The following is a 26,056-nucleotide window of genomic DNA, read 5'->3' as shown; positions in this document are numbered from 1 at the left end:
ATGCGACGACTCCTCATCGCCGGCCTCGTGCTGGCCCTCGGCACGCTGGGCCTGAGCCTGGCTGCCGGCGAACTGCTGACCCGGCCCGCCCCCGCCGCTGTCGGGCCGCCCCCGACCGGCCTCGAAGCCAGCGAAGTGCGCATCCCCTACGGCGACGGCCAGCAGGTCACTGGCTGGTTCCTGCCCGGCCGCGCGGACGAAGGCACCGTGTTGCTGCTGCACGGCGTGCGCGGCAACCGGTTGCAGATGCTGGCACGCGCCCGCTGGCTGCAGCGCCAGGGCATCGCCAGCCTGGCCGTGGACTTGCCGGCGCACGGCGAGAGCAGCGGCGAGCGCATCACCTTCGGTCGCCGCGAGGCCCTCGGCGCGCAGGCCGCGCTGAGCTGGCTCCGGGCGCGGCTGCCGGCCGAGCGAGTGGGCGCCATCGGCGTGTCACTCGGCGGCGCGTCGCTGCTGTTCGCCCAACGGCAACCAGAGCTGGACGCCCTGGTGCTGGAGTCCGTCTACCCCACCATCACCGACGCCGTGCAAGACCGCCTGGCCATGCGCCTGGGCGCGGCCGGCGTGTGGGTGGCACCGCTGCTGCTGATGCAGATTCCGCTGCGACTGGAGTTCGGCACGCAGGATCTGCGCCCCGTGGACGCCATGGCCCATGTCCGCGCGCCGCTGCTGGTGGCGGCCGGCACCAAGGACTTGCACACGCGCTGGCCCGAGACCGAGCGGCTGTTTGCTGCCGCCCACGAGCCCAAGGCGCTGTGGGCCGTACACGGCGCGGCCCACGTCGACCTGCATGACTTCGACGCCGCAGCCTACGAGGCCCGGCTGCTGCCCTGGCTCCAACACCATTTGCGCAAAGCCCCGCCCTGACAGGGCCAAGCCCGCGCCGGCAAGATGCCGGCATGTCTGCCCTGCCCCCGCTCTCCATCCTTGACCTGGCGCCCGTCGTCGAAGGCGCCACCACCCGCGAGGCCTTGCTGAACAGCCTGGACCTCGTGAAGCTGGCCGACCAGCTCGGCTACACGCGCTACTGGGTGGCGGAGCATCACAACATGGAGGGCGTGGCCAGCTCGGCAACCGCCGTGCTGATCGGCCAACTGGCCGCAGCGTCGAGCCGCATCCGCGTCGGCGCGGGCGGCATCATGCTGCCCAACCATGCGCCGCTGACGATTGCCGAGCAGTTCGGCACGTTGGCCGAACTGTTCCCGGGCCGCATCGACCTCGGACTGGGCCGCGCGCCCGGCACGGACCGGCCGACGATGCGCGCGCTGCGGCGCAGCCTGGAGTCGACGGGCGAGGACGCCTTCCCCAACGACGTGCTGGAGCTGCAGAGCTATCTGGCGCCGGTGAGCGCAAGCGCCGTCGTGCGCGCCGTGCCTGGCCAGGGCACCGAGGTGCCCCTCTGGCTGCTGGGCTCCAGCCTGTACAGCGCGCAGCTGTCGGCCTACCTGGGCCTGCCGTTCGCGTTCGCATCGCACTTTGCACCCGAGATGCTGATGCAGGCGCTGCAGATCTATCGCTCGACCTACAAGCCCAGCGCACGCCACCCGAAGCCGCATGCGATGGTGGGCTTGAACGTCATCGTCGCGCCGACCGACGAGGAGGCGCAGTTCCTGTTCACGTCGGCCCAGCAGCGCTTCCTGGGCATGGTGCGCGGCCACCGCGGCAAGCTGCCACCGCCGGTGGCCAGCATGGACGCGCTGTGGTCGCCAGCGGAGGCGATGCAGGTCGAGCGCATGCTGAGCGAGGCCGTCGTCGGCTCGCCGGAGACCGTGCGCGCCGGCCTGGCTGCCACGCGGGAGCGCACGCAGGCGGACGAGTTCATCGTCGCCTGCGCGGTGCATGACCATGCGCTGCGTCGGCGCTCGTACGAGCTGCTGGCAGGACTTTGAGCCGACCGGCGCACGCGGCCGTCCGCATGCATGGCCGCTGACTGCGGTCATTGCCTTCGTCAGCGGCAACCTTGGGTGGCCACGGGGCAGGATCGCCGGGAACCGACGCTCAGATGCTCGACTGGCCAAATTGGCTCAAAGCCACCTTGAGCAGCGGGCGCTCGCGTCGCGATGCGAGGCAGCACAGGAAGTAGTCGATCCTCAGTTGCCTGCGTTCAAGCGGCACGCTGACCAGCCCTTTCATGGGCGCGAACTCCACCTCGTTGACGATGCTCAGCCCCATGCCGGCACGCACGGCATGGAAGATGGCTTCGCGGCTGTTGATCTCCAGCCGCGGCTGCAGCACGATGCCCGCCACGGTCGCCGCCTGTTCGAGCACTTGCCGCGTGCGCGAGGCCGGTTCCCGCAGCAGCAGCGGCTGGCGCGCCAGTTCCTGTAGCGACAGGTCGCGCCGCCGGGCCAGCGGGTGCGCGTCGGGCAGCACGACCACCAGCGAATGGCTCTCGTAGGGCACGATGTGCAGGCGCTCGGCCTGGCCGCTCTGCGCCCAGATGCCGATGTCGATGCGGAAGTCGCACAGGCGTTCGTGCACCTCGCTCTCGGTGGCCAGCGACAACTCCACCTTCAGTCCCGGCAGTGCCTGGTTCATGCGGGCGACGAAGGCGACGCCAATCGGTGGCGACACCGCGCCCACGCGCAACACGCCCACCTGCTGCCCCTTGAGTCGCTCCAGCAATTCGATGGCCTCGACCTCGTGGCCGAACAGCTCCTTGGTGAGCTGCAGCAACTGCTCGCCGGCAGGGCTCAGCAGGACCTGCTTGCCGCGGCGAAAGAACAGCTCCACACCGAACCGATCCTCCAGGTCGCGCACCTGCTCGGTGACGGTGGGCTGACCGATGTTCAGGAAAGCAGCGGCCGCCGTGAAGCCACCACGTTCGGCGACCGCATGGAAGGAGCGAAGTTGCTTGTGGTACTGGAACACGACTGCCCCTCTCGCTGCCGACGCAATGCATCGGTTGAACCGATGGATTTCTCAGAATAACCGATTGGACCGATTCCTCCTGGATACGCAAAGTCGCGCCATTTCCAGGAGACATGCATGCCCAAGCGGTATCACAACCCGGTCGCAATCCACGTCGGCGCCGGCAGCCTCGAAGCGCTTCCCCGCCTTGTCCAGGGCCGCCCGGTCGCCCTCGTCACCTTTCCCGAGGCCCGCGACCTGGGCCTGATCGACCGGCTCGAAGCCCTGCTGCCCGGGCAGTTGCGCTTCATCGTCGAGGATGTGCGGCCCAACCCCGACGTGGCCGAACTGGCGCCGCTGTACCAGCGGTTCTGGCAGCAGGCGGGCGACGACTGGATGGTGCTGGCCCTGGGCGGCGGCAGCAGCATCGATACGGCCAAGGCGCTGATGGTGGGCACCGAGTCGGGCGACTTCGAGCAGTTGCTCGAACTGCTGGACCGTGGCGCGCCGTTCACGCCGTCACGCAGCCTGCCGCTGGTCGCCGTGCCGACGACCGCGGGCACCGGCAGCGAGGTCACGCCCTGGGCCACGATCTGGGACGCCGCGCGGCAGAAGAAGTACTCCCTGCACCTGGACTGCACCTGGCCCGCCGCCGCGGTCATCGACGCGCAGCTGATGCTGAGCCTGCCACGCTCGGTTACGGTGGCATCGGGGCTGGACGCGCTGTCCCACGCGCTCGAGTCCATCTGGAACGTCAACGCCAACCCGGTCTCCGACAGCCTGGCCGTGTCCGCCGTGCGCGAAGTGCTGGAGGTGCTGCCGGCCCTGGCTGCGCGGCTGGATGACCTGGTACTGCGCGAGCGCATGGCGCTGGCGGCGCTGAAGGCGGGGTTGGCCTTCTCCAACACCAAGACCGCGCTGGCCCATTCGATCTCCTACGACATGACGCTGCGCCTGGGCCTGCCCCACGGCATCGCCTGCTCCTTCACGCTGCCCATGGTGCTGGGCCTGGCCTGGGGCCGCAGCGCCGACCGCGACGCCGTGCTGCACGAACTCTTCGGCACCGACCTGCCCGCCGCCCAGGCACGCCTGCGCGGGCTGCTGCAGGCGCTGGGCGTGAAGACCGAATTCACCGACTACGGCGTCAGCGACGCCGAAGCCGAGGCGATGACCGCCAAGGCCCTGCAAGGCCCGCGTGGCCGCAACTTCATCGGCGCTCCCGCCTGACACGACTCCTTGGAAGGAAGAACCTTGAACCGCACCCTCACCGTCAACGGCCGCAGCTACCCGTGGCCCAACGAACCCGTCGTCGTCGTCTGCGTGGACGGCTGCGAGCAGGACTACCTGAGCGAGGCCGCCGCCGCGGGCGTCGCGCCCTTCATTGCCCGCCTGCTGCAGGGCGACGCCGCATACACGGCCGACTGCGTCGTGCCCAGCTTCACCAACCCCAACAACATCTCCATCGTCACCGGCGTGCCACCGGCCCGCCACGGCATCTGCGGCAACTTCCATTACGACCGCGAGAGCGGCCAGGAGGTGCTGATGAACGACCCGCAATGGATGCGCGCGCCCACGCTGCTGGCCGCGTTCTCCGAAGCCGGCGCCAAGGTGGCCGTGGTCACAGCGAAGGACAAGTTGCGCCGCATGCTGGGCCACGGCCTGAAGCACGGCATCTGCTTCTCGTCGGAGAAGGCGGGCGAGGCGACGCTGGCCGAGAACGGCATCGAGGACGTGCCGGCGCTGGTGGGCATGCCGGTGCCAGACGTGTACAGCGCCGCGCTGTCGGAGTTCGTGTTCGCCGCAGGCGTGCGACTCATGCAGACCCGCCGGCCGGACCTGATGTACCTGTCGACGACGGACTACATCCAGCACAAGCACGCGCCGGGCTCGGCAGCCGCCAACGCCTTCTACGCCATGATGGACGGCTACCTCGCGCAGCTGGACCGGCTGGGCTGCGTCATCGCGTTGACCGCCGACCACGGCATGAACGCCAAGCACGACCCGGTCAGCGGCCGCCCCAACGTGGTCTACCTGCAAGACCTGTGCGACGCATGGCTGGGCCGTGGCGTGCAGGCAGGCGGCGCCCGCGTGATACTGCCCATCACCGACCCCTACGTCGTTCACCACGGCGCGCTGGGCTCCTACGCCACCCTCTACGTGGCCGGCGCGGCGGACCGCGCACTGATCCGCGAACGGCTGGCCGCCCTGCCCGGCATCGAGCTCGTGCTCGACAACGCCGAGGCCGCGAGCCGCTTCGAGCTGGCGCCCGACCGCATCGGCGACCTGGTCGTCGTCTCCGCCCGCTCGGTGGTGCTGGGAACCAGCGAAAGCCGGCATGACCTCTCGGGCCTGGACGCGCCGCTGCGTTCGCACGGCGGCGTCTCGGAGCAGAAGGTGCCGCTGCTGCTGAACCGCAGCCGCCACCCGGTCGCCGGCCATCGGCTGCGCAACTTCGACGCCTTCGCGCTGGCCCTGAATCCCTGAGGAGCACCCATGATCGAATTCCCCCGCCACGAGGCGATGCGCATCGACGGCCGCAAGGTCCTGCGCGATCGCGTCATCACCGTCCACTCGCCCTACAGCGGCGCCGCCGTCGGCACCGTGCCCAAGGCCCGCCTGGACGACGTGCGCGAGGCGCTGGAGACCGCGCACGCCTACCAGCCCACGCTGACCCGCTACGAGCGCGCCAGCATCCTGCGCCGCGCGGCCGAGCTGCTGCGCGAGCGCGCGTCCGAGGCCTCGGACCTCATCACCTCCGAATCCGGCCTGGCCAAGAAGGACTCGCTGTACGAGATCGGCCGCGTCTGCGACGTGCTCGGCTTCGCTGCCGACGAGGCGCTGCGCGACGACGGCCAGGTCTTCTCCTGCGACCTGACCCCGCATGGCAAGAAGCGCAAGATCATGTCGCACCGTGCGCCGCTGCTGGGCGTCATCGTCGGCATCACGCCGTTCAACCATCCGATGAACCAGGTGGCGCACAAGGTGGCGCCGGCCATTGCGACCAACAACCGCATGGTGCTCAAGCCGTCGGAGAAGGTGCCGCTGTCGGCGCTCTACCTGGCCGACCTGCTGTACGAGGCCGGGCTGCCGCCGCCCATGTTCCAGGTCGTCACCGGCGACCCCGCCGAGATCTGTGACGAGCTGCTGACCCACCCCTGCGTCGAGCTGGTGACCTTCACCGGCGGCGTGGCCATCGGCAAATACATCGCCGGCAAGATCGGCTACCGCAAGACCGTGCTGGAGCTGGGCGGCAACGATCCGCTCATCGTCATGGAGGACGCCGACCTCGAGCGCGCCAGCGACCTGGCTGTGGCCGGCTCCTACAAGAACTCGGGCCAGCGCTGCACGGCGGTCAAGCGCCTGCTGGTGCATGAGCCGGTGCTCGCGCGCTTCACGGAGCTGGTGGTCGAGAAGACGCGCCGGTGGCGCTTCGGCGATCCGATGGACCCGGCCAACGAGATGGGCACGGTCATCGACGAGGCGGCTGCGCGCCTGTTCGAGGCGCGCGTCAACGAGGCCGTGGCGCAGGGCGCGCGGCTGCTGACCGGCAACCGGCGCGACGGCGCGCTGTACTCGCCCACGGTGCTCGACCGCGTGCTGCCGGGCATGACGCTGGTGCGCGAGGAGACCTTCGGGCCGGTCTCACCCATCCTGAGCTTTCGCACCATCGATGAGGCGATCGCGCTGTCCAACTGCACGGCCTACGGCCTGTCCAGCGGCGTCTGCACGGACCGCTTCGACCACGCGACACGGTTCGCGCGCGAACTGCAGGTCGGCACCGTCAACGTCTGGGAGGTGCCCGGCTACCGCATCGAGCTCAGCCCCTTCGGCGGCATCAAGGACTCGGGACTGGGCCACAAGGAGGGCGTACAGGAAGCCGCCAAGAGCTTCACCCAGCTGAAGACGTTCACGTTCCCTTGGGGCTGAGACCCCGGTATAACCAAACAGGAGACAAGCCATGAGCATCTCGATCGAGGCCGGCGGCATCAAGGCCGTGGGCAGCAGCATCCGCACGGCGGGGCGGAGCTTTCGCCATTACCAGTGGCGCATGCTGCTCGCCGCCATGTTCTGCTATCTGTTCTTCTACACCGGCCGGCAGACTTTCGGTTTCGCCATCCCGGGCATCCAGAAGGAATTCGGTCTCAGCAAGGAGATGCTCGGCTGGGCCTCGGCCGCGCTGCTGTGGAGCTACGCGGTGGGCCAGGCCATCAACGGCAACCTGGCCGACAAGTGCGGCGGCCGGCGCGTCATGACCGCGGGCGCCATCCTGTCCTGCATCGCCAACTGGGTCACCAGCTTCGCCGTCGGCTTCAAGAGCCTGGCGATCCCTTGGGGCGTCAACGGCTACTGCCAGGCCCTGGGCTGGGCACCGGGCAGCCGGTTGCTGTCCAACTGGTGGTCGCGCCATGAGCGCGGCATGGTCTACGGCATGTACACCTTCGCCGCGGGCTGCGCGTCCGTGCTGTCCTTCGTCACGTCGCTGCTCGTCGTGGAGGTCATGCATCTCGAATGGCGCTGGATCTTTCGCCTGCCCGTGCTGCTGATGCTGGTGGGCGGCATCACCTTCTACCTCATCGCCCGCGAGCGCCCGCAGGATCTGGGTTTCAACAGTCCGGCCGACACGGGCGCCGGCGACGAGGGCGATCGCGCCAGCGTGGAAACCGATGCGGCAGAAACCTCCATGACACGCTACGCCGGCGTGCTGAAGAACTGGCGGCTGTTGCTGGCCTCGCTGTCGATCGGCTTCCAGAACGCCGCGCGCTACGGCCTGCTGGTATGGGTGCCGGTGCACTTCCTGGGCAGCAACTGGAGCAAGACGTCGGATGCGCTGATCGACCCGAAATGGATCACCGTCGCGCTGCCGGTCGGCATGGCGCTGGGTGCGTTCAGCAATGGCTGGATCTCCGACCGCCTGTTTGGCTCCAAGCGCTACAAGGCCATCGTGCTCTTCATGGTGCTCGGCGCCGCCACGTCCTTCCTGATGCATTCGCTGACCGGCCACAGCACGCTCGCGATAGGCGCGCTGTTCCTGGCCGGGTTCTTCGTCTATGGGCCGGCATCGTCGTTCTGGGCGCTGTGTCCAGACCTGGTCGGCGCCCGCCGTGCCGGCACGGCGACCGGGGTGATGAACTTCTTCTCCTATCTGTTCGCCGGCCTGGGTGAGCCGCTGATCGGCCGCATCATCGACCGGTCGGGCAACACGGGTGACGTGTTCTTCATCGTGTCCATGGCCTGCATCGCCAGCGCGGTGGTTGCGCTGTTCGTGCGGCGGTAGCGGCAGAAGAGCGCGGCCCCGGGCGGCAGTCCGGCGTTGGACAGTGAATGCCGTCGGGCGCGGCCATGCACCCCACGGACTACATTGGGCCTCGCCGACCTGAGCCCGACGCCAGCGCATGCAAACACAGACCTATTACGCCGCCACGGCCCCGCGCCGGAGCTTCCCGGCTCTGACCGGCTCGCCCATCGACGTGGATGTGGCTGTGCTGGGCGGCGGCTTCGCGGGGCTGGCCACCGCACGCGGACTGCAGGAGCGCGGCATCGCCAGCGTCGCCGTGCTGGAGGCGCAGACCATCGGCCATGGCGCCTCGGGCCGCAACGGCGGCTTCGTCTTCGGCGGCTACAGCCGCGACGCGGCGGACCTGGTGAGCGATCTGGGCCTGGCGCAGGCGCGCGAGTTCTACGCCCACAGCCGCGAAGCCGTCACGCTGATCCGCTCGCGCATGGACCGCCATGCCATCGCCTGCGATCGGCAGGAAGGCGGCGCCCTGCTGCTCAACTGGTTCAGGCACAGCCCGCGGGCCGAGCGCCAACTGCGCGACCAGGCGCGCTGGCTGCGCGAGAACTTCGGCGTCAGCTGGGAGGAGATCGAGCCGGCGCAGGTGCGCCAGTGGCTGGACACGGCGCGCTATGGCGGTGGGCTGCTGGAACGCGACGCCTTCCATTTCCATCCGCTCAAGTACGCACTGGGCCTGGCCGGTGTCATCGAGCAGGCGGGCGGCCGGGTGCATGAGCACAGTGCCGTGATGCACATCGACCGCCTTCCGGCCGGCGGCTTCGTGCTGCGCACCGCGCAGGAGGTCGCGATCCGGGCAGCCCAGGTCGTCGTGGCGGGCGGCGCCTACCTGAAGACCGTGCTACCTCCGCTGATGGGTGCCCGCCTGCCGATCGCAACCTATGTCATCGCGACCGAGCCGCTGCCACCCACGCTGCGGCCGATACGCACGCCTGCGGCGCTCTACGACAACCGTTTTGCCTTCGACTACTACCGGGCCTTGGGCGACCACCGCCTGTTGTGGGGCGGGCGGATCTCCATCCAGGAGCGCGATGCGGCCCGCATTGCCCAGCTGCTGCAGGCGGACATGCTCAAGGTCTTTCCTCAGCTCGCCGCCGTGCGCATTGACCACGCCTGGGGAGGCCTGATGAGCTATGCCCGCCACAAGATGCCCCAGATCGGCCAGTTGGCCCCGGGCCTGTGGTTTGCGCAAGCCTTCGGTGGCCATGGCGTGGCGCCGACCACGGTGGCCGGCGAGTGGCTGGCCGAGGCCATCAGCGGTCGCGCGGACCTGCCGGCTGCGTTGCAGCGTTATGGCTTGACGCCAGTGTTCGGCCAGGCGGGCCTGCTGGCGGCCCAGGCCAGCTACAGCTGGGCCGAACTGCGGGATGCGCTCAGGGAGCGGCTCACTTGATGCGCTGCTTTTCCAGCTTTCGCGCCAGCGTGCGCCGGTGCATGCCCAGCCGCCGTGCGGTTTCGCTGATGTTGAAGTCGGTCTCGGCCAGCACCTCGTGGATGCGTTCCCATTCCAGCGTCTTGATGGACGCCGTCTGACGCTCGGTCACCTCGACCTCGGCATCGCCTTGCCTGCGCGCGAACGCGGCCTCGATGTCGTCGGTGTTGGCCGGCTTGGCGAGGTAGTGGCAGGCGCCGAGCTTGATGGCCTCCACCGCCGTGGCGATGCTGGCGTAGCCCGTCAGCACGACGATCAGCACCTCCGGGTCCCAGCCGTGCAGCGCCTGCACGCAGGCCAGGCCCGACGCGCCGCCGGCGAGCTTGAGGTCCACGACGGCATGGCCCAGTTCGTCGTCCTCGGGGAGCTCGTCCAGCAGCGTCTTCATGTCGTCAAGCCCCGTGGCGCGCAGGCAGCGCCAGCCGCGGCGCTCGAAGGAGCGGGTCAGCGTGCGGGCGAAGCTGTCGTCGTCTTCGACGATCAGCAGCAGGCGGTCTTCTTCAGCGGTGGCGGGCATGAGTCAGGATTTTCGCGGCAGCAACGACGCCAGCGGCAGCGTCAGCACGACCTCGGCGCCACCGCCCTCGCGGTTGCGCGCGTCCAGCTGGCCGCCCAGCGTGCGCGCGACGTTGACGGACAGGAACAAGCCCATGCCGCGGCCGGGTTGGCCCTTGCTGCTTTGGTAGGGCTCGCCGAAGTGCTTGAGCCGCTCGGCATCGAAGCCCGGGCCGTCATCGAGCACGCTCAAGGCGAGCGTGCCCTCGTCCGGGCATGTCGCGACGAGCGTGAGCAGCGCACCCGGCGCGGCCTCGGCGGCGTTGTCCAGCAGGTTGCCGATGACTTGCTGCAGCGCGCTGTCCGAGATGATTTCGACGTCGGGCAGGCCTTCGCAGCGCAGCGCCAGCGTGGCCTGCGGGTGAGCCTGGCGCCAGCCATGGGCCAGGCCATCGATGAACGACTGCAGCGCCGTCAGGCGCGGCGCTTCGCCGCGGGCCTCGCCGGCCGACATCAGGATGCCGGTGACGATGGCCTTGCAGCGCAGGATCTGGCGCTGCATCTCCTCGATCTCCTCGCGCAGCTCGGGCTCGCCGGCGAACGGCGCCATGTGGGCCCAGTCGCCCAGGATGACGCTGAGCGTGGCCAGCGGCGTGCCCAGCTCGTGCGCGGCACCGCTGGCCAGCAGCCCCATGCGCACGATGTGGACCTCCTCGGCGGCGCGTTGGCGCAGCTCCGCCAGCTCGGCGTCGCGCTGGCGCAGGTTGCGGTTGATGCGCACGATGAAGACGCTGAGCAGGCCCACGTTGAGCAGGAAGCACAGCAGCAGGCCGCCCAGGTAGTTGGGCGACAGCGTGGTGGGCGAGGTGGCGTCCAGCAACAGCGGGCGGTGCCACTGCGTCAGCACGACGAAGCCGGTCAGCGTGCTGAGCACGATGGCCCACAGATAGGCCGGCCGCAGCAGCACGGACGCGACCGCCACCTGCAGCAGGTAGAGGTAGATGAAGGGGTTGTCGCTGCCGCCGGCCAGGTAGAGCTGGCCGGTCAGCACGCCCACGTCGACGAGCAGCGCGACGCAGAGCTCGATCTGCGACACCGGCTGCACGAGGCGGTTGCGCCACAGGCTGAACAGGTTGAAGGCGATGAGGATGCCCAGCAGGCTGAGCATCTCGGCCCAGGGCAGCTCGATGGCCAGGCCCAGGTGCACGACCAGCACGGTGGCAAGCTGGCCGCCGACGGCCAGCCAGCGCAGCTCGATGAGCTGGCGCAGGTTGGCGCGGCCGGCGCGCCGTTCAGGCGCGATGGCTACGGGTTCGGCGGTGATCGGGAGCGACGTGGTGTTCAAGGCGGGGCGCGCCGGCGCTCCTCGCGGACCAGGTAGAAGGCCGCGGCGGCCGCCATGGCCGCGAGCGCCAGCCAGGTGGCGGCGTAGACGGCGTGATTGTTGGCGAAACGGATGACCGTCAGGCCGGGGCGCGGGTAACGCAGCGGCTGGGCGGGGTCGGCGGACTCGTCGACGAAGTAAGGCGCGACTCGCTCGGCCACACCGAGCTGGGCGGCGATGCCGGCCACGTCGCGCGAATACCAGCGGCCTTCAGCAGGCACGTTGGCGCGCAGCGGGCCGCCGCCGGTTTCGGTGAGGCGCAGCAGGCCTGTCAGCTCGACGGGGCCGGCAGGCGCGGCATGCTGCTCGGGCGCGCGCTGCTCGGGCGGCACGAAACCGCGGTTGACGAGGACGGCGCTGCCGTCATCCAGCCGCAGCGGCGCGACGACCCAGTGGCCGCCACCCAGTTCGGTCGTGGCTTGCACCAGCACCTCGCGCGGCTCGAACCGGCCGCGCAGCCGCAGGCGGCGGTACTCGTCGGCCTTGGTGACGACGGCGGAGGCCGCAGGCGGCGCCACCGGCTCCGCGTGAACCTGCCGCTCGACGCGGGCCATCAGATCTTGCTTCCAGCCCAGGCGCTGGAACTGCCAGCCGGCCAGTGCGAGAAAGCCCAGGCTGGCGAGCGCCGCAGCAACGATCAGGGCGATCCGTGCGGCGCGGCCCATACCCGGTCAGGGCATGTTGCGCATCGCCGCGGGGTCGGGCGTCGGCATCATGTTGGCGTTCATGTGATACATGACCCAGACCGAGCCGGCCAGCATGATGACGACCAGCGCCACCGTGAACAGCAGGGCCAGCATGGACCAGCCACCTTCGACCTTGGCGTTCATGTGCAGGAAATAGATCATGTGCACGACCATCTGCACGGCCGCGAAGCCGAGGATGACGAAGCCGGTGATCTTGGGGCTGGGCAGCACCTTGGCCATGACCAGCCAGAACGGGATGGCGGTCAGGATGACCGACAGCACGAAGCCGGTGACGTAGCCCTTGATGGTGGCGTGGTAGGCGTCGCCATCGTCGTGATGGTCGTCGTGGCCGTGTGCGTCGTGAGCGTGGTCGGCCATCACAGCACTCCCATCAGGTAGACGAAGGTGAAGACGCCGATCCAGACGACGTCCAGGAAGTGCCAGAACATTGACAGGCACATCAGGCGGCGGCGGTTGGCGGGCGTGAGGCCGAACTTGCCCACTTGCAGCATCAGCGTGACCAGCCAGATGCAGCCGAAGGTGACGTGCAGGCCGTGCGTGCCGACCAGCGTGAAGAAGCTGGACAGGAAGGCGCTGCGCGCAGGGCCGGCACCTTCGTGGATGAGGTGGTGGAACTCGTACAGCTCGATGCCCAGGAAGCCCAGGCCGAACAGGCCCGTGATGGCCAGCCACGTCAGCACCTGGCTCTTGCGCTTGTGCTGCATCGCGATCATCGCGAAGCCGTATGTGATGGACGAAAACAGCAGCAGCGCCGTGTTGACGGCCACCAGCGGCAGGTCGAACAGGTCGGCGCCCGACGGGCCGGCCGCGTAGTTGCGGCCCAGCACGGCATACACGGCGAACAGCACCGCGAAGATGAGGCAGTCGCTCATCAGGTAGAGCCAGAAGCCCAGCATCGTGCTGCCGGGCGGATGGTGGTCGCCGGTGTCGTAGAAAACGACCGGGGCGCCGGACGTGGGAGCGGTCACGCTTGCAGTCATGTCGTTGGTCCCCGGTCAGGCCAGCGCGTCGAGGGCGCGGGTGCGCGCGTCTTCGGAGCGGGTCACGGCGTCGGCCGGGATGTGGAAGTCGCGGTCGTAGTTGAAGGTGTGCACGATGGACGCGATGACCGTGGCGGCCAGGCTCAGCGCGGCCAGGATGTACATGTGCCAGATCAGCGCGAAGCCCATGGCCGTGGCCAGCATCGCGATGATGAAGCCGGCGCCCGTGTTCTTGGGCATGTGGATGGCCACGAAGCCCTTGCGCGGGCGCTCGGCGCCACGGTGCTTCATGTCATACCAGGCGTCCATCTCGTGGGCGACGGGTGTGAAGGCGAAGTTGTAGTCCGGCGGCGGCGAGGCGGTGGACCACTCCAGCGTGCGGCCGCCCCAGATGTCGCCGGTCACGTCGCGCAGTTGCTTGCGGCGCATGATGCTGACGGCGATCTGGATCAGGAAGGCGGCTATGCCCAGCGCGACGATGCCGGCGCCGACGGCGGAGATGACGAACCAGATCTGCAGCGACGGGTCATCGAAGTGGCTGACGCGGCGCGTGATGCCCATCAGGCCAAGCACGTACAGCGGCGTGAAGGCGACCCAGAAGCCGATGAACCAGCACCAGAACGAGACCTTGCCCCAGAAGGCATCCAGGCGGAAGCCAAAGGCCTTGGGGAACCAGTAGTTGATGCCGGCGAACACGCCGAACACCACGCCGCCGATGATGACGTTGTGGAAGTGCGCGATCAGGAACAGGCTGTTGTGCAGCACGAAGTCGGCCGCCGGCACAGCCAGCAGCACGCCGGTCATGCCACCGATGCTGAACGTGACCATGAAGCCCACGGTCCACAGCATCGGCACCTCGAACTGGATGCGGCCGCGGTACATCGTGAACAGCCAGTTGAAGATCTTGGCGCCCGTCGGGATCGAGATGATCATCGTCGTGATGCCGAAGAAACTGTTCACGCTGGCGCCCGAACCCATCGTGAAGAAGTGGTGCAGCCAGACCAGGTAGGACAGGATGGTGATGACCACCGTCGCGTAGACCATGGACGCGTAGCCGAACAGCTTCTTGCGGCTGAACGTGGACACGACTTCCGAGAAGATGCCGAACACCGGCAGCACCAGGATGTAGACCTCGGGGTGGCCCCAGATCCAGATCAGGTTCACGTACAGCATGGCGTTGCCGCCAAGGTCGTTGGTGAAGAAGTTGGTGCCGAGGTAGCGGTCGGCCGTCAGCAGCGCCAGCGTGGCGGCCAGCACGGGGAAGGTCGCGACGATCAGCACGTTGGTGCACAGCGACGTCCACGTGAAGACGGGCATCTTCATCATCGTCATGCCGGGCGCGCGCATCTTGATGATGGTCGCGATCAGGTTGATGCCCGACAGCGTCGTGCCCACCCCCGCGATCTGCAGCGACCACAGGTAGTAGTCCACCCCCACATCCGGGCTCGCCAGGATGCCCGACAGCGGCGGATACGCCAGCCAGCCGGTCTTGGCGAACTCGCCGATGAACAGCGAGATCATGACCAGCACGGCACCGCCGGCGGTCATCCAGAAGCTGAAGTTGTTCAGGAACGGGAAGGCCACGTCGCGCGCGCCGATCTGCAGCGGCACGACGTAGTTCATGAAGCCGGTCACGAAGGGCATCGCGACGAAGAAGATCATGATGACGCCGTGCGCCGTGAAGACCTGGTCGTAGTGGTGCGGCGGCAGGAAACCGGCGTTGTCGGCGAACGCCATGGCCTGGTGGGCACGCATCATCAGCGCGTCCGCGAAGCCGCGCAACAGCATCACGACACCCAGGATGATGTACATGATGCCGATCTTCTTGTGGTCGATGCTGGTGATCCAGTCGCGCCACAGATGGCCCCAGAGCTTGAACTTGGTGATCAGCGCGAACACCAGCGCGCCGCCCAGCGCAACGGCGATGAAGGTGGCGATGAGGATAGGCTCGTGCAGCGGCAGCGCGTCCCAGCCCAGCCGGCCGAGGATGGGGTGCAGCTGGTCAGCAGCCTGGTGTTGTGCAACGACGGGATTGGACATCGCTCGGTCTCAGTTCTTCTGCGTGACGGCCTGGGCCACATCGATCTCGATGGGCAGTCCTTGCGGATTGGTTGGCGTGCACAGCGCCGCGACGACGATGCGCTCGCGCTTGCCACCCTCGAAGTCGCGCCAGCCCGTGCGCATCGTGCTGGCCACACCGCCCTTGCCGGCGCCGCCGGCGGCGTCGATGGCCATCATCTGGCTGGAGCACATCTTCTTGCCGTCGACGCAGCGGTCGACGATGGCGCTCCACAGGCCCGGCTCCACGCTGGCGTAGCGGCGGATGGGTTCCTTGGTGCTGGGCTCTTCGAGCTTCAGGTAGCCTGCACGCGTCAGCGTGTTGGCACCGGCCTTGTTGGACTGCACCCAGGCCGCGAATTCCTCGTCCGACTGGCCGTGGAACTTGAAGCGCATGTCGGAGAAGCCCGCACCGCTGTAGTGGGCCGACAGGCCGTCGTAGACGCCGGCCTTGTTGATGACCGCGTGCAGTTGCGTCTCCATGCCCGGCATCGCGTAGATCATGCCGGCCAGCGCGGGCACGTAGAAGGTGTTCATCACCGACGTGGACGTGAACCGGAAGTGGATCGGGCGATCCACGGGCGCTGCCAGTTCGTTGACGGTCGCAATGCCTTGCTCGGGATAGATGAACAGCCACTTCCAGTCCATCGCCACCGCGTAGACCTCCAGCGGCTTCACGTCAGCGGCCAGCGGCCTTCCCTCGGCCACGCGGTCCAGCGGGCGGAAGGGGTCCAGCTTGTGCGTGCTGATCCAGGTGATCGCGCCCAACGCGATGATGATCAGCAGCGGCGCACCCCAGATGACGAGTTCCAGACGCGTCGAATGGTCCCAGTCCGGGGCATAGGTCGCCTCGGTGTTGGACTGGCGGTAACGGTATGCAAAGAACAGCGTCAGCGCGATCACCGGCACGATGATCAGCAGCATGAGCAGCGTCGACGTGACGATGAGCTGCGCCTGCTGTTGAGCGATGTCACCATGCGGTTTCATCACGACGGCGTTGCAGCCGCTCAGGACCAGGCCGGACATCAAGACCGGGACGCGACAGAGGAGAGTCTTGTTGGGGTACATCCTGAGGTGCGCGCGAGGGTTAACGATCTTGCACGCAGCGATGGAATGTAAGTTGATTGAGGCAAATCAACTATTGGACATTTTGTCCTAGGCAAAGACGGAGACAGGCCGCCATGGCAAGCGCAAGCAGTACCTTTCATACCCCCCAGTCCGGCCCCCTGACAACCCGCACCGACGAGGACCTGGCCCCCGGCGACATCGCCGTCGGCGTCATCATCGGCCGGGCATCTGAATACTTCGACTTCTTCGTGTTCGGCATCGCCTCGGTGCTGGTCTTCCCGCAGGTGTTCTTCCCGTTCGCGGACCGGCTGACCGGCACGCTGTACGCCTTCCTGGTCTTTGCGCTGGCTTTCGTCGTCCGACCGGTCGGCACGCTGATCGGCATGTCCATCCAGCGCCACTTCGGCCGCTCGACCAAGCTGACCGCCGCCCTCTTCCTGCTGGGCTGCTCCACGGTCGCCATGGGCCTGCTGCCCGGCTATGCGGAGGTTGGCAGCACGGCCATCGTGCTGCTGGCGCTGTGCCGCGTGGGCCAGGGCCTGGCGCTGGGCGGCTCCTGGGACGGCCTGCCCTCGCTGCTGGCCCTGAACGCACCGCCGCACCGCCGTGGCTGGTACGCCATGCTGGGCCAGTTGGGCGCGCCGCTGGGCTTCTTCGTCGCGTCGGGCGTGTTCCTGTACGTGTTCGGCAGCCTGGATGCCAAGGACTTCCTGTCCTGGGGCTGGCGCTTCCCCTTCTTCACCGCCTTCGCGATCAACGTCGTCGCGCTGTTCGCCCGGCTGCGCCTGGTCGTCACGCACGAGTACGAGAAGCGCATGGAAGAGCATGAGCTCGACCCCGCCTATCTGCGCGAGCTGCTGCCGGCCCAGGGCCATCACATCGTCATCGGCGCCTTTGCGGCCCTGGCCAGCTATGCCCTCTTCCACCTGGTGAGCGTGTTCCCGCTGTCCTGGGTGGCGCTGTACGGCACCGAGGGGGTCGAGGACTTCATGAAGATGGAGCTGCTCGGCGCCGCCTTCGCCGCCGTGGCCATGCCCATGTCCGGGCTCATCGCCGACAAGATCGGCCGGCGAAGCTACCTCGGCACGATGGCCCTGGCCATCGGCGTGTTCGCGCTGTTTGCACCCTTCATGCTCGGCGGCGGCAAACCCGGCCAAGCTGCCTTCATCCTGATTGGCTTCGTGCTGCTGGGCCTGTCCTATGGCCAGTCTGCGGGCTCGGTGACGTCCAACTTCCTGCCGCACTTCCGCTACACCGGTGCCGCGCTGACGGCGGACATGGCCTGGCTGCTGGGCGCGGCCTTTGCACCAGTCGTGGCCCTGTTCCTGTCCTCGCGCTTCGGCCTGGTGTCGCTCAGCGTCTACCTGCTGTCCGGCGTGGTCTGCACGCTGGTGGCGCTGCGGGTGAACAAGCGGCTGCAAGCGGCGGCAGTGGTCCAGGACTGACAGGCTGCGGTCCAGCGAAAGGCGGGCTGCGGTCCGCCTTTTGTTTGCGCCGACAGTTTCCTTTCAAAGAAACTGTTCATATACTTCGCCGCATCGGAAACCAACGACGACATCATGGCCCTGACGCTGCACTACCACCCGCTCTCCTCCTACTGCTGGAAGCTGCTGATCGCGCTGGACGAGAACGGCACGCCGTTCGAGGCCCGCATGGTCAACCTCGGCGACCCGGCTGAGCGCGCGGCCTACGCGGCGTTGTGGCCCACCGCCAAGATCCCGCTGCTGGTCGACGGCGAGCGCGTGGTGCCGGAGACCTCCATCCAGATCGAGTACCTGGACAGTCGCCATCCCGGGGCGGTGCGCCTGCTGCCGGAGGACTTCGACGCGCAGCTGGAAGTGCGCCTGTGGGACCGCGTCTTCGACCTGCATGTGATGACGCCCATGCAGCGCTTCATCGGCCAGCAGCTGCGACCCGAGGCCGAGCGCGACGCTGCCACGCAGACCGGCGCCGTCAACGACCTCGGCGTGGCCTACGACCTCATCGAGAGCCATCTCGGCGAGCGCACCTGGGCGGCCGGCGAGGCCTTCAGCATGGCGGATTGCGCGGCCGCGCCGGCGCTGTTCTATGCGGCCATCGTCCGGCCCTTCTCGCCCGGCCACACGCGGCTGAGTGCCTATTTCGAGCGATTGCTGGCACGCCCGTCCGTGTGGCGCGCCATCGTCCAGGCCCGACCCTTCTTCCAGTACTACCCGCTGCGCCATGCCCTCCCCGCCCGCTTCCTCGGATGAGGGGCTGAACCAGCTGTTTGCCGCGCTGGCGGACGGCAACCGCCGCGCCATGGTCGACCAGCTCGCCCGCGGGCCGGCGTCGGTGTCCGACCTCGCCAGGCCGCTCGCTCTTCGCCTGCCCTCGGCAGTCAAGCACCTGGCCGTGCTGGAAGCCAGCGGTGTCGTGCAGTCGGACAAGCTCGGCCGCGTGCGCACCTACCGCATCGCGCCCGCGGCCTTCAACGGCCTGGAGGCCTGGGTGGCCGAGCGCAAGGCGATGTGGCACCGGCAGTTCGACGCGCTCGACGCCCTTCTTGCAGAACAGGACGAATCCCAGCCATGACGACGACGCCCACCGCCCACACCAGCTTCGTGCTGGAGCGCCAGTTCAAGGCCTCGGCCGCCCGCGTGTTCGCGGCCTGGGCCGACCCGGCCACCAAGCTGCGCTGGTCCGACTGCCATGCCGAGATGAACGCGACCGAGTTCAGCATGGACTTCCGCCCCGGCGGGCAGGAGACCTATCGCAGCGCCCTGCCGGACGGCACCCAACTGGCCGTCGACAAGGTCTTCCTCGACATCGTGCCGCAGGCCCGCATCGTCTTCGCCTACTCGATGGCCGCGAACGGCCGCGCGCTGTCGGCTTCGCTCGTGACCGTGGAGTTCACGGACACGGCCGCCGGCTCGGCACTCAAGTTGACCGAGCAGCTGGCCTACCTCGACGGCCACCAGGACGTGGAACAGCGCCGGCGCGGCACCGAAGAGGGCCTGGACCGGCTGCTGCTCGAAGTCGACGCGGCCTAGCCGAGAGACTTCCGCGCGTTCTGGAACATGCGCAGCCACGGGCTGTGCAGCGCGCGGTCGCCGCTGGTCCAGCTCATCTGCACGTTGCGGAACACCCGCTCGGGGTGCGGCATCAACGCCGTGAAGCGACCGTCCGGCGTCGTCACCGACGTGAGGCCACCCGGGCTGCCGTTCGGGTTGAACGGATAGGCCTCGGTCGCCTGGCCATGGTTGTCGACAAAGCGCATCGCCGTGATGACCTTGGCCGCATCGCCCTGGCGCGCGAAGTTGGCGTAACCCTCGCCGTGCGCGACGGCGATGGGCAGGCGGCTGCCGGCCATGCCCTGGAAGAACACGCTGGGCGACGCCAGCACCTCGACCAGCGACAGGCGCGCCTCGAACTGCTCGCTCTGGTTGCGCGTGAAGCGCGGCCAGGCGTCGGCGCCGGGGATGATGGGCGCCAGCGCGGCCAGCATCTGGCAGCCATTGCACACACCCAGGGCCAGCGTGTCCTGGCGCGCGAAGAAGGCGCGGAACTGTTCGGCCAGCACCGGGTTGAACATGATGCTGCGCGCCCAGCCCTCGCCGGCACCCAGCGTGTCGCCGTAGCTGAAGCCGCCGCAGGCGACGAAGGCCGCGAAGCCGTCCAGCTTGACCGCACCGGCGTGCAGGTCGCTCATGTGCACGTCGAAGCTGTCGAAGCCGCCCTGCGCCATCGCGTAGGCCATCTCGATGTGCGAGTTGACGCCCTGCTCGCGCAGGATGGCCACCTTCGGCCGGGCACCGGTGCTGACGAAGGGCGCCTCGGGCGCGAACGTCAGGTGCACGTGCAGGCCCGGGTCGTCGGCCTTGCCGGCGGCGGCGTGCTCGGCATCGGCACCGGCGGGGTTGTCGCGCAGCTGCGCGATGCGCCAGCTCACCTCATCCCAGGTCTGCTGCAGGCTGGTGAGGTCGGCGCCGAAGACCTTCTTCGCGTCGCGCCAGACTTCCATCTGCCGCTTCGGGTTCGGCTTGGCGACCACGTGCGAATGCCTGGACAGGCCATGCGCGCGCAGCACCTGCATGACGGCGTCACGGTCGGCCGCGCGCACCTGGATCAGCGCGCCCAGCTCTTCGTTGAACAGCGCGCGCAGCGTCAGTTCCTCGCGGCGGCCGCTGACCTGGGCCGCCCAGTTCTTCGAGTCGCCCATGTCGGCGCGGCTGTCGCTGATGCCGTCGCCTTCGGTGACCAGCAGGTCCACGTTCAGGCTCAGGCCGGTCTGGCCGGCGAAGGCCATCTCGCAGGCCGCTGCCCACAGGCCGCCGTCGGAACGGTCGTGGTACGCCAGCAGCTGGCCCGCGGCGCGCAGCTCGTTGACCGCGTCGACCAGCGCCACCAGCAGCTTGGGGTCGTCCAGGTCCGGCACGTCAGGGCCGAACTGGTTCAGCGTCTGCGCCAGGATGGAGCCGCCCATGCGATGCCGGCCCTGGCCCAGGTCGACGAGGATGACGCAAGAGTCCTCGCGCTGCAGCTCGGGCGTCAGCGTGCCGCGCACGTCGGCCACGCTGGCGAAGGCGGTGACGATCAGCGACACCGGCGCGGTGACCTGCTTGTCGTCCCACTTGGTGCGCATGGACAGAGAGTCCTTGCCGACCGGGATGGAGATGCCCAGCGCCGGGCACAGTTCCATGCCGACGGCCTTGACCGTGTCGAACAGCGCGGCGTCCTCGCCCGGCTCGCCGCAGGCGGCCATCCAGTTGGCGCTGAGCTTCACGCGCGGCAGCTCAATGGGCGCCGCCAGCAGGTTGGTGATGGCCTCGGCCACGGCCATGCGGCCCGAGGCCGGCGCGTTGACGGACGCCAGCGGCGTGCGCTCGCCCATGCTCATCGCTTCGCCGGCAAAGCCGCTGAAATCGGCCAGCGTGACGGCGCAGTCCGCCACCGGCACCTGCCAGGGGCCGACCATCTGGTCGCGGTGGTTCAGGCCACCCACCGTGCGGTCGCCGATGGTGACGAGGAAGCGCTTGCTGGCGACGGTCGGGTGGCGCAGCACGTCGAACGCGGCCTGCTCCAGCTTCACGCCGGACAAGTCCAGCGCACCGCCGTCACGCGCCACGCGGCTCACGTCGCGCTGCATCTTGGGCGGCTTGCCCAGCAGCACGTCCATGGGCATGTCGATGGGGTGGTCGGTGACTTCCGTGTCGCCGTCCACCAGCTTCAGGTCGCGCGCTTCGGTGACCACACCGACCACCGCGAACGGGCAGCGTTCACGCGCACACATCGCGGCGAAGCGGTCCAGGCTGCCCGGCGCGATGGCCAGCACGTAGCGCTCCTGGCTCTCGTTGCACCAGATTTCCTTCGGCGCCAGGCCCGACTCCTCCAGCGGCACCTTGCGCAGATCAAACCGCGCGCCGCGGCCGGCGTCGTTGACCAGCTCGGGGAAGGCGTTGGAGATGCCACCTGCGCCCACGTCGTGGATGGCCAGCACGGGGTTCTCCTGACCCAGGCCCCAGCAGTGGTTGATGACCTCCTGCGCACGCCGCTCGATCTCGGGGTTGCCGCGCTGCACGGAGTCGAAGTCCAGGTCGGCCGTGTTGGTGCCCGCGGCCATCGATGACGCCGCGCTGCCGCCCATCCCGATGCGCATGCCAGGGCCGCCCAGCTGGATCAGCAGGCTGCCGGCCGGGAACGCTATCTTCTTGGTCAGGTCCGAGCGGATGGCGCCCAGGCCGCCGGCGATCATGATGGGCTTGTGATAGCCGCGCCGCACGCCGTCCACGGCCTGCTCGTAGACACGGAAATAGCCGCCCAGGTTGGGCCGGCCGAACTCGTTGTTGAAGGCCGCGCCGCCCAGCGGCCCGTCGATCATGATCTGCAGCGCCGACGCGATGTGCGCGGGCTTGCCCACCGGGTGCTGCTCCCAGCTCTCCGACAGGCCCGGCAGGTGCAGGTTGGACACCGAGAAGCCCGTCAGCCCCGCCTTGGGCTTGGCGCCCCGGCCGGTGGCGCCCTCGTCGCGGATCTCGCCGCCCGCACCCGTGGAGGCGCCCGGGAAGGGCGAGATGGCCGTCGGGTGGTTGTGCGTCTCCACCTTCATCAGCACCTCGGCCTGCTCGGCGCGGGCCTGGTAGGCGGAGCCAGGCGCATCCGCGGCCATCCAGCGCTGGATGGCGTGGCCTTCCATGACGGCCGCGTTGTCCGAGTAGGCAATGACCGTGTGCTGCGGGTTCAGCTTCTCGGTGTTGCGGATCATGCCGAACAGGCTCAGCGGCTGCGCCTCGCCGTCGACGATGAATGACGCATTGAAGATCTTGTGCCGGCAGTGCTCGCTGTTGGCCTGCGCGAACATCATCAGCTCGACGTCGCTGGGGTTGCGGCCCAGCTTCTTGAAGTTGCTCTCGAGGTAGTCAATCTCGTCGGTGGACAGCGCCAGGCCGAACTCGACGTTGGCCTTCTCCAGCGCCACGCGGCCCTGGCCCAACACGTCCACATGCGCCAGCGGCTCGGCCGTGCGCTCGTCGAACAGGTGGGTGGTGTCCTCGCGCTTGAAGCAGACCGACTCGGTCATGCGGTCGTGCAGCAGCGCGGCGCAGGCGGCCAGTTCCTCTGCGCTCAGCGGCTTCGCTCCGCCCAGCAGGCCCGACTTAGTCGCGACGCGGTACTCGACGACGCGCTCGACGCGCTTGAGCACGAGGCCGCAGTTGCGCGCGATGTCGGTGGCCTTGGACGCCCAGGGGCTGACCGTGCCGAAGCGCGGCGTGACGACGACGAGGTCGCCCTCGGCACCCGCAGCCGCCGGCTCGCCATAGGTCAACAGCGCGGCGAAGCGCTCGCGGGTGTCGGCGTCCAGCGGCGCGTCCGTCCAGACCCAGTGCACCGCGCGGGCGCTGATGCCGGTGATGCGGCCACTGACCTCTTGCAGCCGGGCCAGCAAGGCCTGGGCGCGGAAATCGGAAAGAGCGTTGCCGCCCTCGAAATGGGTCAGATGCGGGGTCAGGGCCATGGAATCCGGGGAGGCTGGGCGCGGGCGGGCGCGCGGTTCTCGGAAGGCACGGCCCCAGGGCGAGGAGCGACGTGCGGAAGCACGGGATTCTACTGAGCGCGATCAGCCCCCGGGCGCCCGCCGCCTAGGCAAGCACCACGCCGGGGTCACGTCACCCGGTAGACATCCAGCACCACGCGGTCGGCCTGGCGCTCGCCGCAGGCCAGCGCCAGCACCTTGTTCAGGTGCAGCCAGGCCGGCGCGCCGGTCTGGAAGCGCATCACCGTGCGGAAGTAGTAGGCCTCGCGCGGCACGGCCTCACCACGGGCCAGCGCCGCCATCACCTCAGGCGCGGCGTGGCGCATGCCGTCGCTCTGCACCTCGATCAACCCGCCGTCCGTGGCCCGGATCACGTAGTGCGCCGCGATGTCCAGCACGCCATCGGCGCGCTGGACCTGCCAGTCGACGCCGCCTTCGACGATCTCGCCGTTCAACTCGGCGCCACTGACCGTGCCGCCCCTCAGCGGCACATAGCGCCGTTCACCGTATTTGGCCTGGCCCAGCGTGACGATCGCGCCCACACGGCAGAACACGCGGGTCATCGGCAGCAGTTGAGGCGGTGGCGGCGGGGTGTCGGTCATGGGTCGGCTGTCGGGGTGGGGTCGGTCGCTATGGACAGGGTAGCGCTGCGGCCTAGCATCGGTTGCCAGCATGCGCGCCGCGGCGCCTGCCGGGCGTCATCCGAGAAGATGACGCCCCCGCTCCCCTCCTTCGCCTGTCGCTCCCGTCCATGAAGTTCTGGCCCCTGCCCTCGCCCGCCGATGACACCCGTGCCGCCCTGGGCGCGGCGCTGGCCACGGTGGTCGGCGACATCGGCGAGCCCGGCTTCGCGCAGTCCGCGCTGCGCGGCCTCAACGCGACGCAGCTGCGCGCGGCATCCTGGGCCGTCTACGAGCTGCGGCCCACGGCGGCGCCGCTGCTGCACCTGTCGGCCAGCATCGGAGTGGCCGACACCACGCGCGACTGCTTCGCCGCCTACGTCGGCGGCCTGTACCGCCGCGACTGCAGCTTCGACGGCGTCGCACCGGGCCATGCCGCCGTGCTGCGCATGCATGCGGACGACGCGCCGACGCGCGACCACCGCGAGGCCATCTACCGCCGGCACGGCGTGCTGGAGCGGCTGTCCGTGGTGCACCGCGCGGCCGACCACTCGCTGCTCGCCGTCAACCTCTATCACCACCAGCACCAGGGCCTCTTCGGCGACGGCGAGGTGGCCGGTTTCGCCGACGCGGCGCCCGTGCTGCTCGCCGCCGTCCAGCGGCATCTGCGTCTGACACAGGCCACCGCGGCGTCGTCTGGCGACCCAGCGGCTCCGGCCGATGCGCGCCAGGCGCTGCGCTACCGCTGCCCGGCCCTGACCGAACGCGAACTCGACGTCTGCGAGCGGCTGTTGCGCGGCTGGAGCTACGACGGCATCGCCGCCGACCTGGGCCTGACGCTGGCGACCGTCAAGACCTACCGCGCCCGGGCCTTCGAGCGGCTGGGCATGCACTTCAAGAGCGAACTGTTCGCGGCGTTCCTGCCCCGGCACTGAAGCCTGGTCGCCCGGCGCTGTCGCCCTCTGGGATGACAGCTCCCGCAAGGCCCGAGCCGGACACTGCCGGGCCCAAGAACGGAGACTCAACATGCTGCTGCCCCGCCGCCAACTGCTGCTGAACGCCGCCAGCGCGACCCTGCTCGCCACCGGCCTGCCCTTGCCCGCCGCGGCCCAGGGCTTTCCCGAGCGGCCGCTGAAGCTGGTCGTCGGCTTCCCGCCCGGCACCGGGCCCGACGTGGTGGCGAGGCTGCTGGGCCAGAAGCTGGGCGAGCAGCTGAAGCAAAACATCGTCGTCGACAACCGCGCGGGCGCCGGCGGGCAGATCGCCGCACAGGCGGTGGCCAAGAGCCCGGCAGACGGCTACACCCTGCTGCTCGGCGAAGTCGGCTCCATCAGCATCGCCCCGCCGGCCTTCAGCAAGCTGCCCTACGACCCAGCCAAGGAACTGGTGGCGCTCTCCGAGGTCGTGCGCTCCGACTTCGTGCTGGTGGTGCCGGTTGCGTCGCCGTCGCAGACGGTGGCCGACCTCGTCAAGGCGGCGAAGGCCAAGCCCGACCGCTTGAACTTCGCAACCTTCGGCGCCGGCACGCCCGGTCACTTCGGCGCCGAGATGTTCGCCGAGCAGGGCGGCTTCAAGATCGAGCCCATCCACTTCCGCGCCACGGGCGATGCGGTGACGGCCATCGTCGCGGGCGAGGTGCAGGCCGCTTTCGTGACGACGGCGCTGGGCGCCGCGCAGATCAAGGCCGGCAAGATGCGCGCGCTCGCCACGACCGCGCCATCGCGATCGCCGCTGCTGCCCGACGTGCCAACCTTCACCGAGGCGGGACTTCCCAAAGTCGATTTCTCCGCCTGGTTCGCCGTCTTCGTGCCGGCCGGCACGCCGGTCGCCGCGCAAGACCTGCTCGCCACGCAGATCGCCGTGGCCGTGAAGTCGCCGGACGTGCGCCAGAAGCTGCAGGAAAGCGGCTTCGCCGTCACCGGCACGACGCGGGCCGAGGCCGAACGCACGGTCCGCTCAGAAGCGGCGCGCTGGGCGGCGGTGGTCAAGGCCACCGGCTTCAAGGGCGATTGAGCGCTGGCCATGCGGCGCGCGGCGTGACGCACCGCGCGAGACCTTATCGCCGGGCGCGAGCGCCCCTGCTCGGCCCGCCGATGTGGCGCCGAAAGACGAGCGGCTGCCCAGCGCGGACGAGCGGAAGATCGCTCCGCCGCCGCTCGCTCGGCCAGCCCTGCCGGC

The 26,056-nt window shown here is 69.1% G+C and carries 23 protein-coding genes; 13 read left to right on the top strand and 10 right to left on the bottom strand.

What is annotated here, in order from left to right; all coding sequences use genetic code 11:
- On the top strand, positions 1–867 hold the full coding sequence (locus tag AC1D29_RS04890; protein ID WP_477894774.1) for an alpha/beta hydrolase: 867 nt from the start codon (positions 1–3) through the stop codon (positions 865–867).
- Between the two features lie 41 nt (positions 868–908).
- Complete coding sequence (locus AC1D29_RS04885; protein WP_477895165.1) at positions 909–1,889, top strand: LLM class flavin-dependent oxidoreductase; 981 nt, start codon at positions 909–911, stop codon at positions 1,887–1,889.
- Between the two features lie 109 nt (positions 1,890–1,998).
- On the opposite strand, the gene AC1D29_RS04880 is transcribed toward AC1D29_RS04885, so the two are convergent.
- The gene (locus AC1D29_RS04880; protein ID WP_477894773.1) at positions 1,999–2,871 is read right to left on the bottom strand and encodes a LysR substrate-binding domain-containing protein; all 873 of its coding nucleotides are present in this window, start codon (positions 2,869–2,871) and stop codon (positions 1,999–2,001) included.
- Positions 2,872–2,988: 117 nt separating this feature from the next.
- On the opposite strand from AC1D29_RS04880, the gene psrA reads away from it, so the two are divergent.
- From psrA to AC1D29_RS04855, 5 genes are all read left to right on the top strand, one after another.
- Positions 2,989–4,077, top strand: a complete 1,089-nt coding sequence (psrA, locus tag AC1D29_RS04875; protein ID WP_477894772.1) for an iron-containing alcohol dehydrogenase PsrA — start codon at positions 2,989–2,991, stop codon at positions 4,075–4,077.
- A 24-nt stretch (positions 4,078–4,101) separates the two neighbouring features.
- Positions 4,102–5,334: a phosphonoacetate hydrolase gene (gene phnA, locus AC1D29_RS04870; protein WP_477894771.1), complete on the top strand. Its 1,233-nt coding sequence runs from the start codon at positions 4,102–4,104 to the stop codon at positions 5,332–5,334.
- Positions 5,335–5,343: 9 nt separating this feature from the next.
- On the top strand, positions 5,344–6,777 hold the full coding sequence (gene phnY / locus AC1D29_RS04865) for a phosphonoacetaldehyde dehydrogenase (RefSeq protein ID WP_477894770.1): 1,434 nt from the start codon (positions 5,344–5,346) through the stop codon (positions 6,775–6,777).
- Between the two features lie 31 nt (positions 6,778–6,808).
- Positions 6,809–8,125, top strand: a complete 1,317-nt coding sequence (locus tag AC1D29_RS04860) for an MFS transporter (RefSeq protein WP_477894769.1) — start codon at positions 6,809–6,811, stop codon at positions 8,123–8,125.
- Positions 8,126–8,243: 118 nt separating this feature from the next.
- On the top strand, positions 8,244–9,536 hold the full coding sequence (locus AC1D29_RS04855; RefSeq protein ID WP_477894768.1) for an NAD(P)/FAD-dependent oxidoreductase: 1,293 nt from the start codon (positions 8,244–8,246) through the stop codon (positions 9,534–9,536).
- Here AC1D29_RS04855 and AC1D29_RS04850 read toward each other — a convergent pair.
- Genes AC1D29_RS04850 through cyoA form a run of 7 tightly spaced genes read right to left on the bottom strand, consistent with a single transcriptional unit; the run spans position 9,529 to position 16,225 of the window.
- Complete coding sequence (locus tag AC1D29_RS04850; protein WP_477894767.1) at positions 9,529–10,092, bottom strand: response regulator transcription factor; 564 nt, start codon at positions 10,090–10,092, stop codon at positions 9,529–9,531. The genes AC1D29_RS04855 and AC1D29_RS04850 overlap by 8 nt on opposite strands.
- Positions 10,093–10,095: 3 nt before the next feature.
- Positions 10,096–11,415, bottom strand: coding sequence for an ATP-binding protein (locus AC1D29_RS04845; protein WP_477894766.1), 1,320 nt, complete (start codon positions 11,413–11,415; stop codon positions 10,096–10,098).
- Complete coding sequence (locus tag AC1D29_RS04840) at positions 11,412–12,119, bottom strand: SURF1 family protein (RefSeq protein WP_477894765.1); 708 nt, start codon at positions 12,117–12,119, stop codon at positions 11,412–11,414. The genes AC1D29_RS04845 and AC1D29_RS04840 overlap by 4 nt, the downstream gene beginning before the upstream one ends.
- A gap of 6 nt (positions 12,120–12,125) precedes the next feature.
- Positions 12,126–12,518: a cytochrome o ubiquinol oxidase subunit IV gene (gene cyoD / locus AC1D29_RS04835; RefSeq protein WP_477894764.1), complete on the bottom strand. Its 393-nt coding sequence runs from the start codon at positions 12,516–12,518 to the stop codon at positions 12,126–12,128.
- Entirely contained in the window at positions 12,518–13,141 is a 624-nt protein-coding gene (gene cyoC, locus AC1D29_RS04830; RefSeq protein WP_477894763.1) for a cytochrome o ubiquinol oxidase subunit III, read from the bottom strand. The genes cyoD and cyoC overlap by 1 nt, the downstream gene beginning before the upstream one ends.
- A 15-nt stretch (positions 13,142–13,156) precedes the next feature.
- Positions 13,157–15,181 (bottom strand): cytochrome o ubiquinol oxidase subunit I, encoded by a 2,025-nt coding sequence (gene cyoB / locus AC1D29_RS04825; protein WP_477894762.1) that lies wholly within the window; start codon positions 15,179–15,181, stop codon positions 13,157–13,159.
- A gap of 9 nt (positions 15,182–15,190) precedes the next feature.
- Complete coding sequence (gene cyoA, locus AC1D29_RS04820; RefSeq protein WP_477894761.1) at positions 15,191–16,225, bottom strand: ubiquinol oxidase subunit II; 1,035 nt, start codon at positions 16,223–16,225, stop codon at positions 15,191–15,193.
- Positions 16,226–16,380: 155 nt separating this feature from the next.
- Here cyoA and AC1D29_RS04815 point away from each other — a divergent pair, with 155 nt between their 5' ends.
- The 4 genes from AC1D29_RS04815 (at position 16,381) to AC1D29_RS04800 (ending at position 19,278) form a co-directional block, all read left to right on the top strand.
- Positions 16,381–17,712 (top strand): MFS transporter, encoded by a 1,332-nt coding sequence (locus tag AC1D29_RS04815; RefSeq protein ID WP_477894760.1) that lies wholly within the window; start codon positions 16,381–16,383, stop codon positions 17,710–17,712.
- Between the two features lie 114 nt (positions 17,713–17,826).
- A complete protein-coding gene (locus tag AC1D29_RS04810; protein WP_477894759.1) occupies positions 17,827–18,498 on the top strand; it encodes a glutathione S-transferase family protein in 672 nt (223 codons plus the stop codon).
- Positions 18,470–18,820, top strand: a complete 351-nt coding sequence (locus AC1D29_RS04805; protein WP_477894758.1) for an ArsR/SmtB family transcription factor — start codon at positions 18,470–18,472, stop codon at positions 18,818–18,820. The genes AC1D29_RS04810 and AC1D29_RS04805 overlap by 29 nt, the downstream gene beginning before the upstream one ends.
- Positions 18,817–19,278, top strand: a complete 462-nt coding sequence (locus AC1D29_RS04800) for an SRPBCC family protein (protein WP_477894757.1) — start codon at positions 18,817–18,819, stop codon at positions 19,276–19,278. Before AC1D29_RS04805 ends, AC1D29_RS04800 begins: the two co-directional genes overlap by 4 nt.
- Here the strand turns inward: AC1D29_RS04800 and purL are convergent.
- Together purL and AC1D29_RS04790 are read right to left on the bottom strand one after the other, a co-directional pair.
- Positions 19,275–23,240 (bottom strand): phosphoribosylformylglycinamidine synthase, encoded by a 3,966-nt coding sequence (purL, locus tag AC1D29_RS04795; RefSeq protein WP_477894756.1) that lies wholly within the window; start codon positions 23,238–23,240, stop codon positions 19,275–19,277. The two genes, AC1D29_RS04800 and purL, sit on opposite strands and share 4 nt — an antisense overlap.
- A gap of 146 nt (positions 23,241–23,386) precedes the next feature.
- Positions 23,387–23,860, bottom strand: a complete 474-nt coding sequence (locus tag AC1D29_RS04790) for a DUF3237 family protein (protein ID WP_477894755.1) — start codon at positions 23,858–23,860, stop codon at positions 23,387–23,389.
- Between the two features lie 149 nt (positions 23,861–24,009).
- On the opposite strand from AC1D29_RS04790, the gene AC1D29_RS04785 reads away from it, so the two are divergent.
- Complete coding sequence (locus AC1D29_RS04785) at positions 24,010–24,813, top strand: helix-turn-helix transcriptional regulator (RefSeq protein WP_477894754.1); 804 nt, start codon at positions 24,010–24,012, stop codon at positions 24,811–24,813.
- Between the two features lie 91 nt (positions 24,814–24,904).
- On the top strand, positions 24,905–25,891 hold the full coding sequence (locus AC1D29_RS04780; protein ID WP_477894753.1) for a Bug family tripartite tricarboxylate transporter substrate binding protein: 987 nt from the start codon (positions 24,905–24,907) through the stop codon (positions 25,889–25,891).
- Positions 25,892–26,056 lie beyond the last annotated feature (165 nt).

Source organism: Roseateles sp. P1_C6, assembly GCF_056406315.1.
The sequence above is the reverse complement of the archived record's forward strand: the minus strand, read 5'-3'. Positions and strand labels throughout refer to the sequence as shown.

Excerpts from the sequence above, each read along its gene's own strand:
- AC1D29_RS04860 (WP_477894769.1), top strand. The coding sequence starts at position 6,809 with ATGAGCATCTCGATCGAGGCCGGCGGCATCAAGGCCGTGGGCAGCAGC.
- AC1D29_RS04810 (WP_477894759.1), top strand. The coding sequence starts at position 17,827 with ATGGCCCTGACGCTGCACTACCACCCGCTCTCCTCCTACTGCTGGAAG.
- cyoB (WP_477894762.1), bottom strand. The coding sequence starts at position 15,181 with ATGTCCAATCCCGTCGTTGCACAACACCAGGCTGCTGACCAGCTGCAC.
- cyoC (WP_477894763.1), bottom strand. The coding sequence starts at position 13,141 with ATGACTGCAAGCGTGACCGCTCCCACGTCCGGCGCCCCGGTCGTTTTC.
- AC1D29_RS04815 (WP_477894760.1), top strand. The coding sequence starts at position 16,381 with ATGGCAAGCGCAAGCAGTACCTTTCATACCCCCCAGTCCGGCCCCCTG.
- AC1D29_RS04805 (WP_477894758.1), top strand. The coding sequence starts at position 18,470 with ATGCCCTCCCCGCCCGCTTCCTCGGATGAGGGGCTGAACCAGCTGTTT.
- AC1D29_RS04790 (WP_477894755.1), bottom strand. The coding sequence starts at position 23,860 with ATGACCGACACCCCGCCGCCACCGCCTCAACTGCTGCCGATGACCCGC.
- AC1D29_RS04800 (WP_477894757.1), top strand. The coding sequence starts at position 18,817 with ATGACGACGACGCCCACCGCCCACACCAGCTTCGTGCTGGAGCGCCAG.
- AC1D29_RS04840 (WP_477894765.1), bottom strand. The coding sequence starts at position 12,119 with ATGGGCCGCGCCGCACGGATCGCCCTGATCGTTGCTGCGGCGCTCGCC.
- AC1D29_RS04780 (WP_477894753.1), top strand. The coding sequence starts at position 24,905 with ATGCTGCTGCCCCGCCGCCAACTGCTGCTGAACGCCGCCAGCGCGACC.
- psrA (WP_477894772.1), top strand. The coding sequence starts at position 2,989 with ATGCCCAAGCGGTATCACAACCCGGTCGCAATCCACGTCGGCGCCGGC.
- AC1D29_RS04855 (WP_477894768.1), top strand. The coding sequence starts at position 8,244 with ATGCAAACACAGACCTATTACGCCGCCACGGCCCCGCGCCGGAGCTTC.
- AC1D29_RS04785 (WP_477894754.1), top strand. The coding sequence starts at position 24,010 with ATGAAGTTCTGGCCCCTGCCCTCGCCCGCCGATGACACCCGTGCCGCC.
- AC1D29_RS04890 (WP_477894774.1), top strand. The coding sequence starts at position 1 with ATGCGACGACTCCTCATCGCCGGCCTCGTGCTGGCCCTCGGCACGCTG.
- cyoD (WP_477894764.1), bottom strand. The coding sequence starts at position 12,518 with ATGGCCGACCACGCTCACGACGCACACGGCCACGACGACCATCACGAC.
- cyoA (WP_477894761.1), bottom strand. The coding sequence starts at position 16,225 with ATGTCCGGCCTGGTCCTGAGCGGCTGCAACGCCGTCGTGATGAAACCG.
- purL (WP_477894756.1), bottom strand. The coding sequence starts at position 23,240 with ATGGCCCTGACCCCGCATCTGACCCATTTCGAGGGCGGCAACGCTCTT.
- phnY (WP_477894770.1), top strand. The coding sequence starts at position 5,344 with ATGATCGAATTCCCCCGCCACGAGGCGATGCGCATCGACGGCCGCAAG.
- AC1D29_RS04850 (WP_477894767.1), bottom strand. The coding sequence starts at position 10,092 with ATGCCCGCCACCGCTGAAGAAGACCGCCTGCTGCTGATCGTCGAAGAC.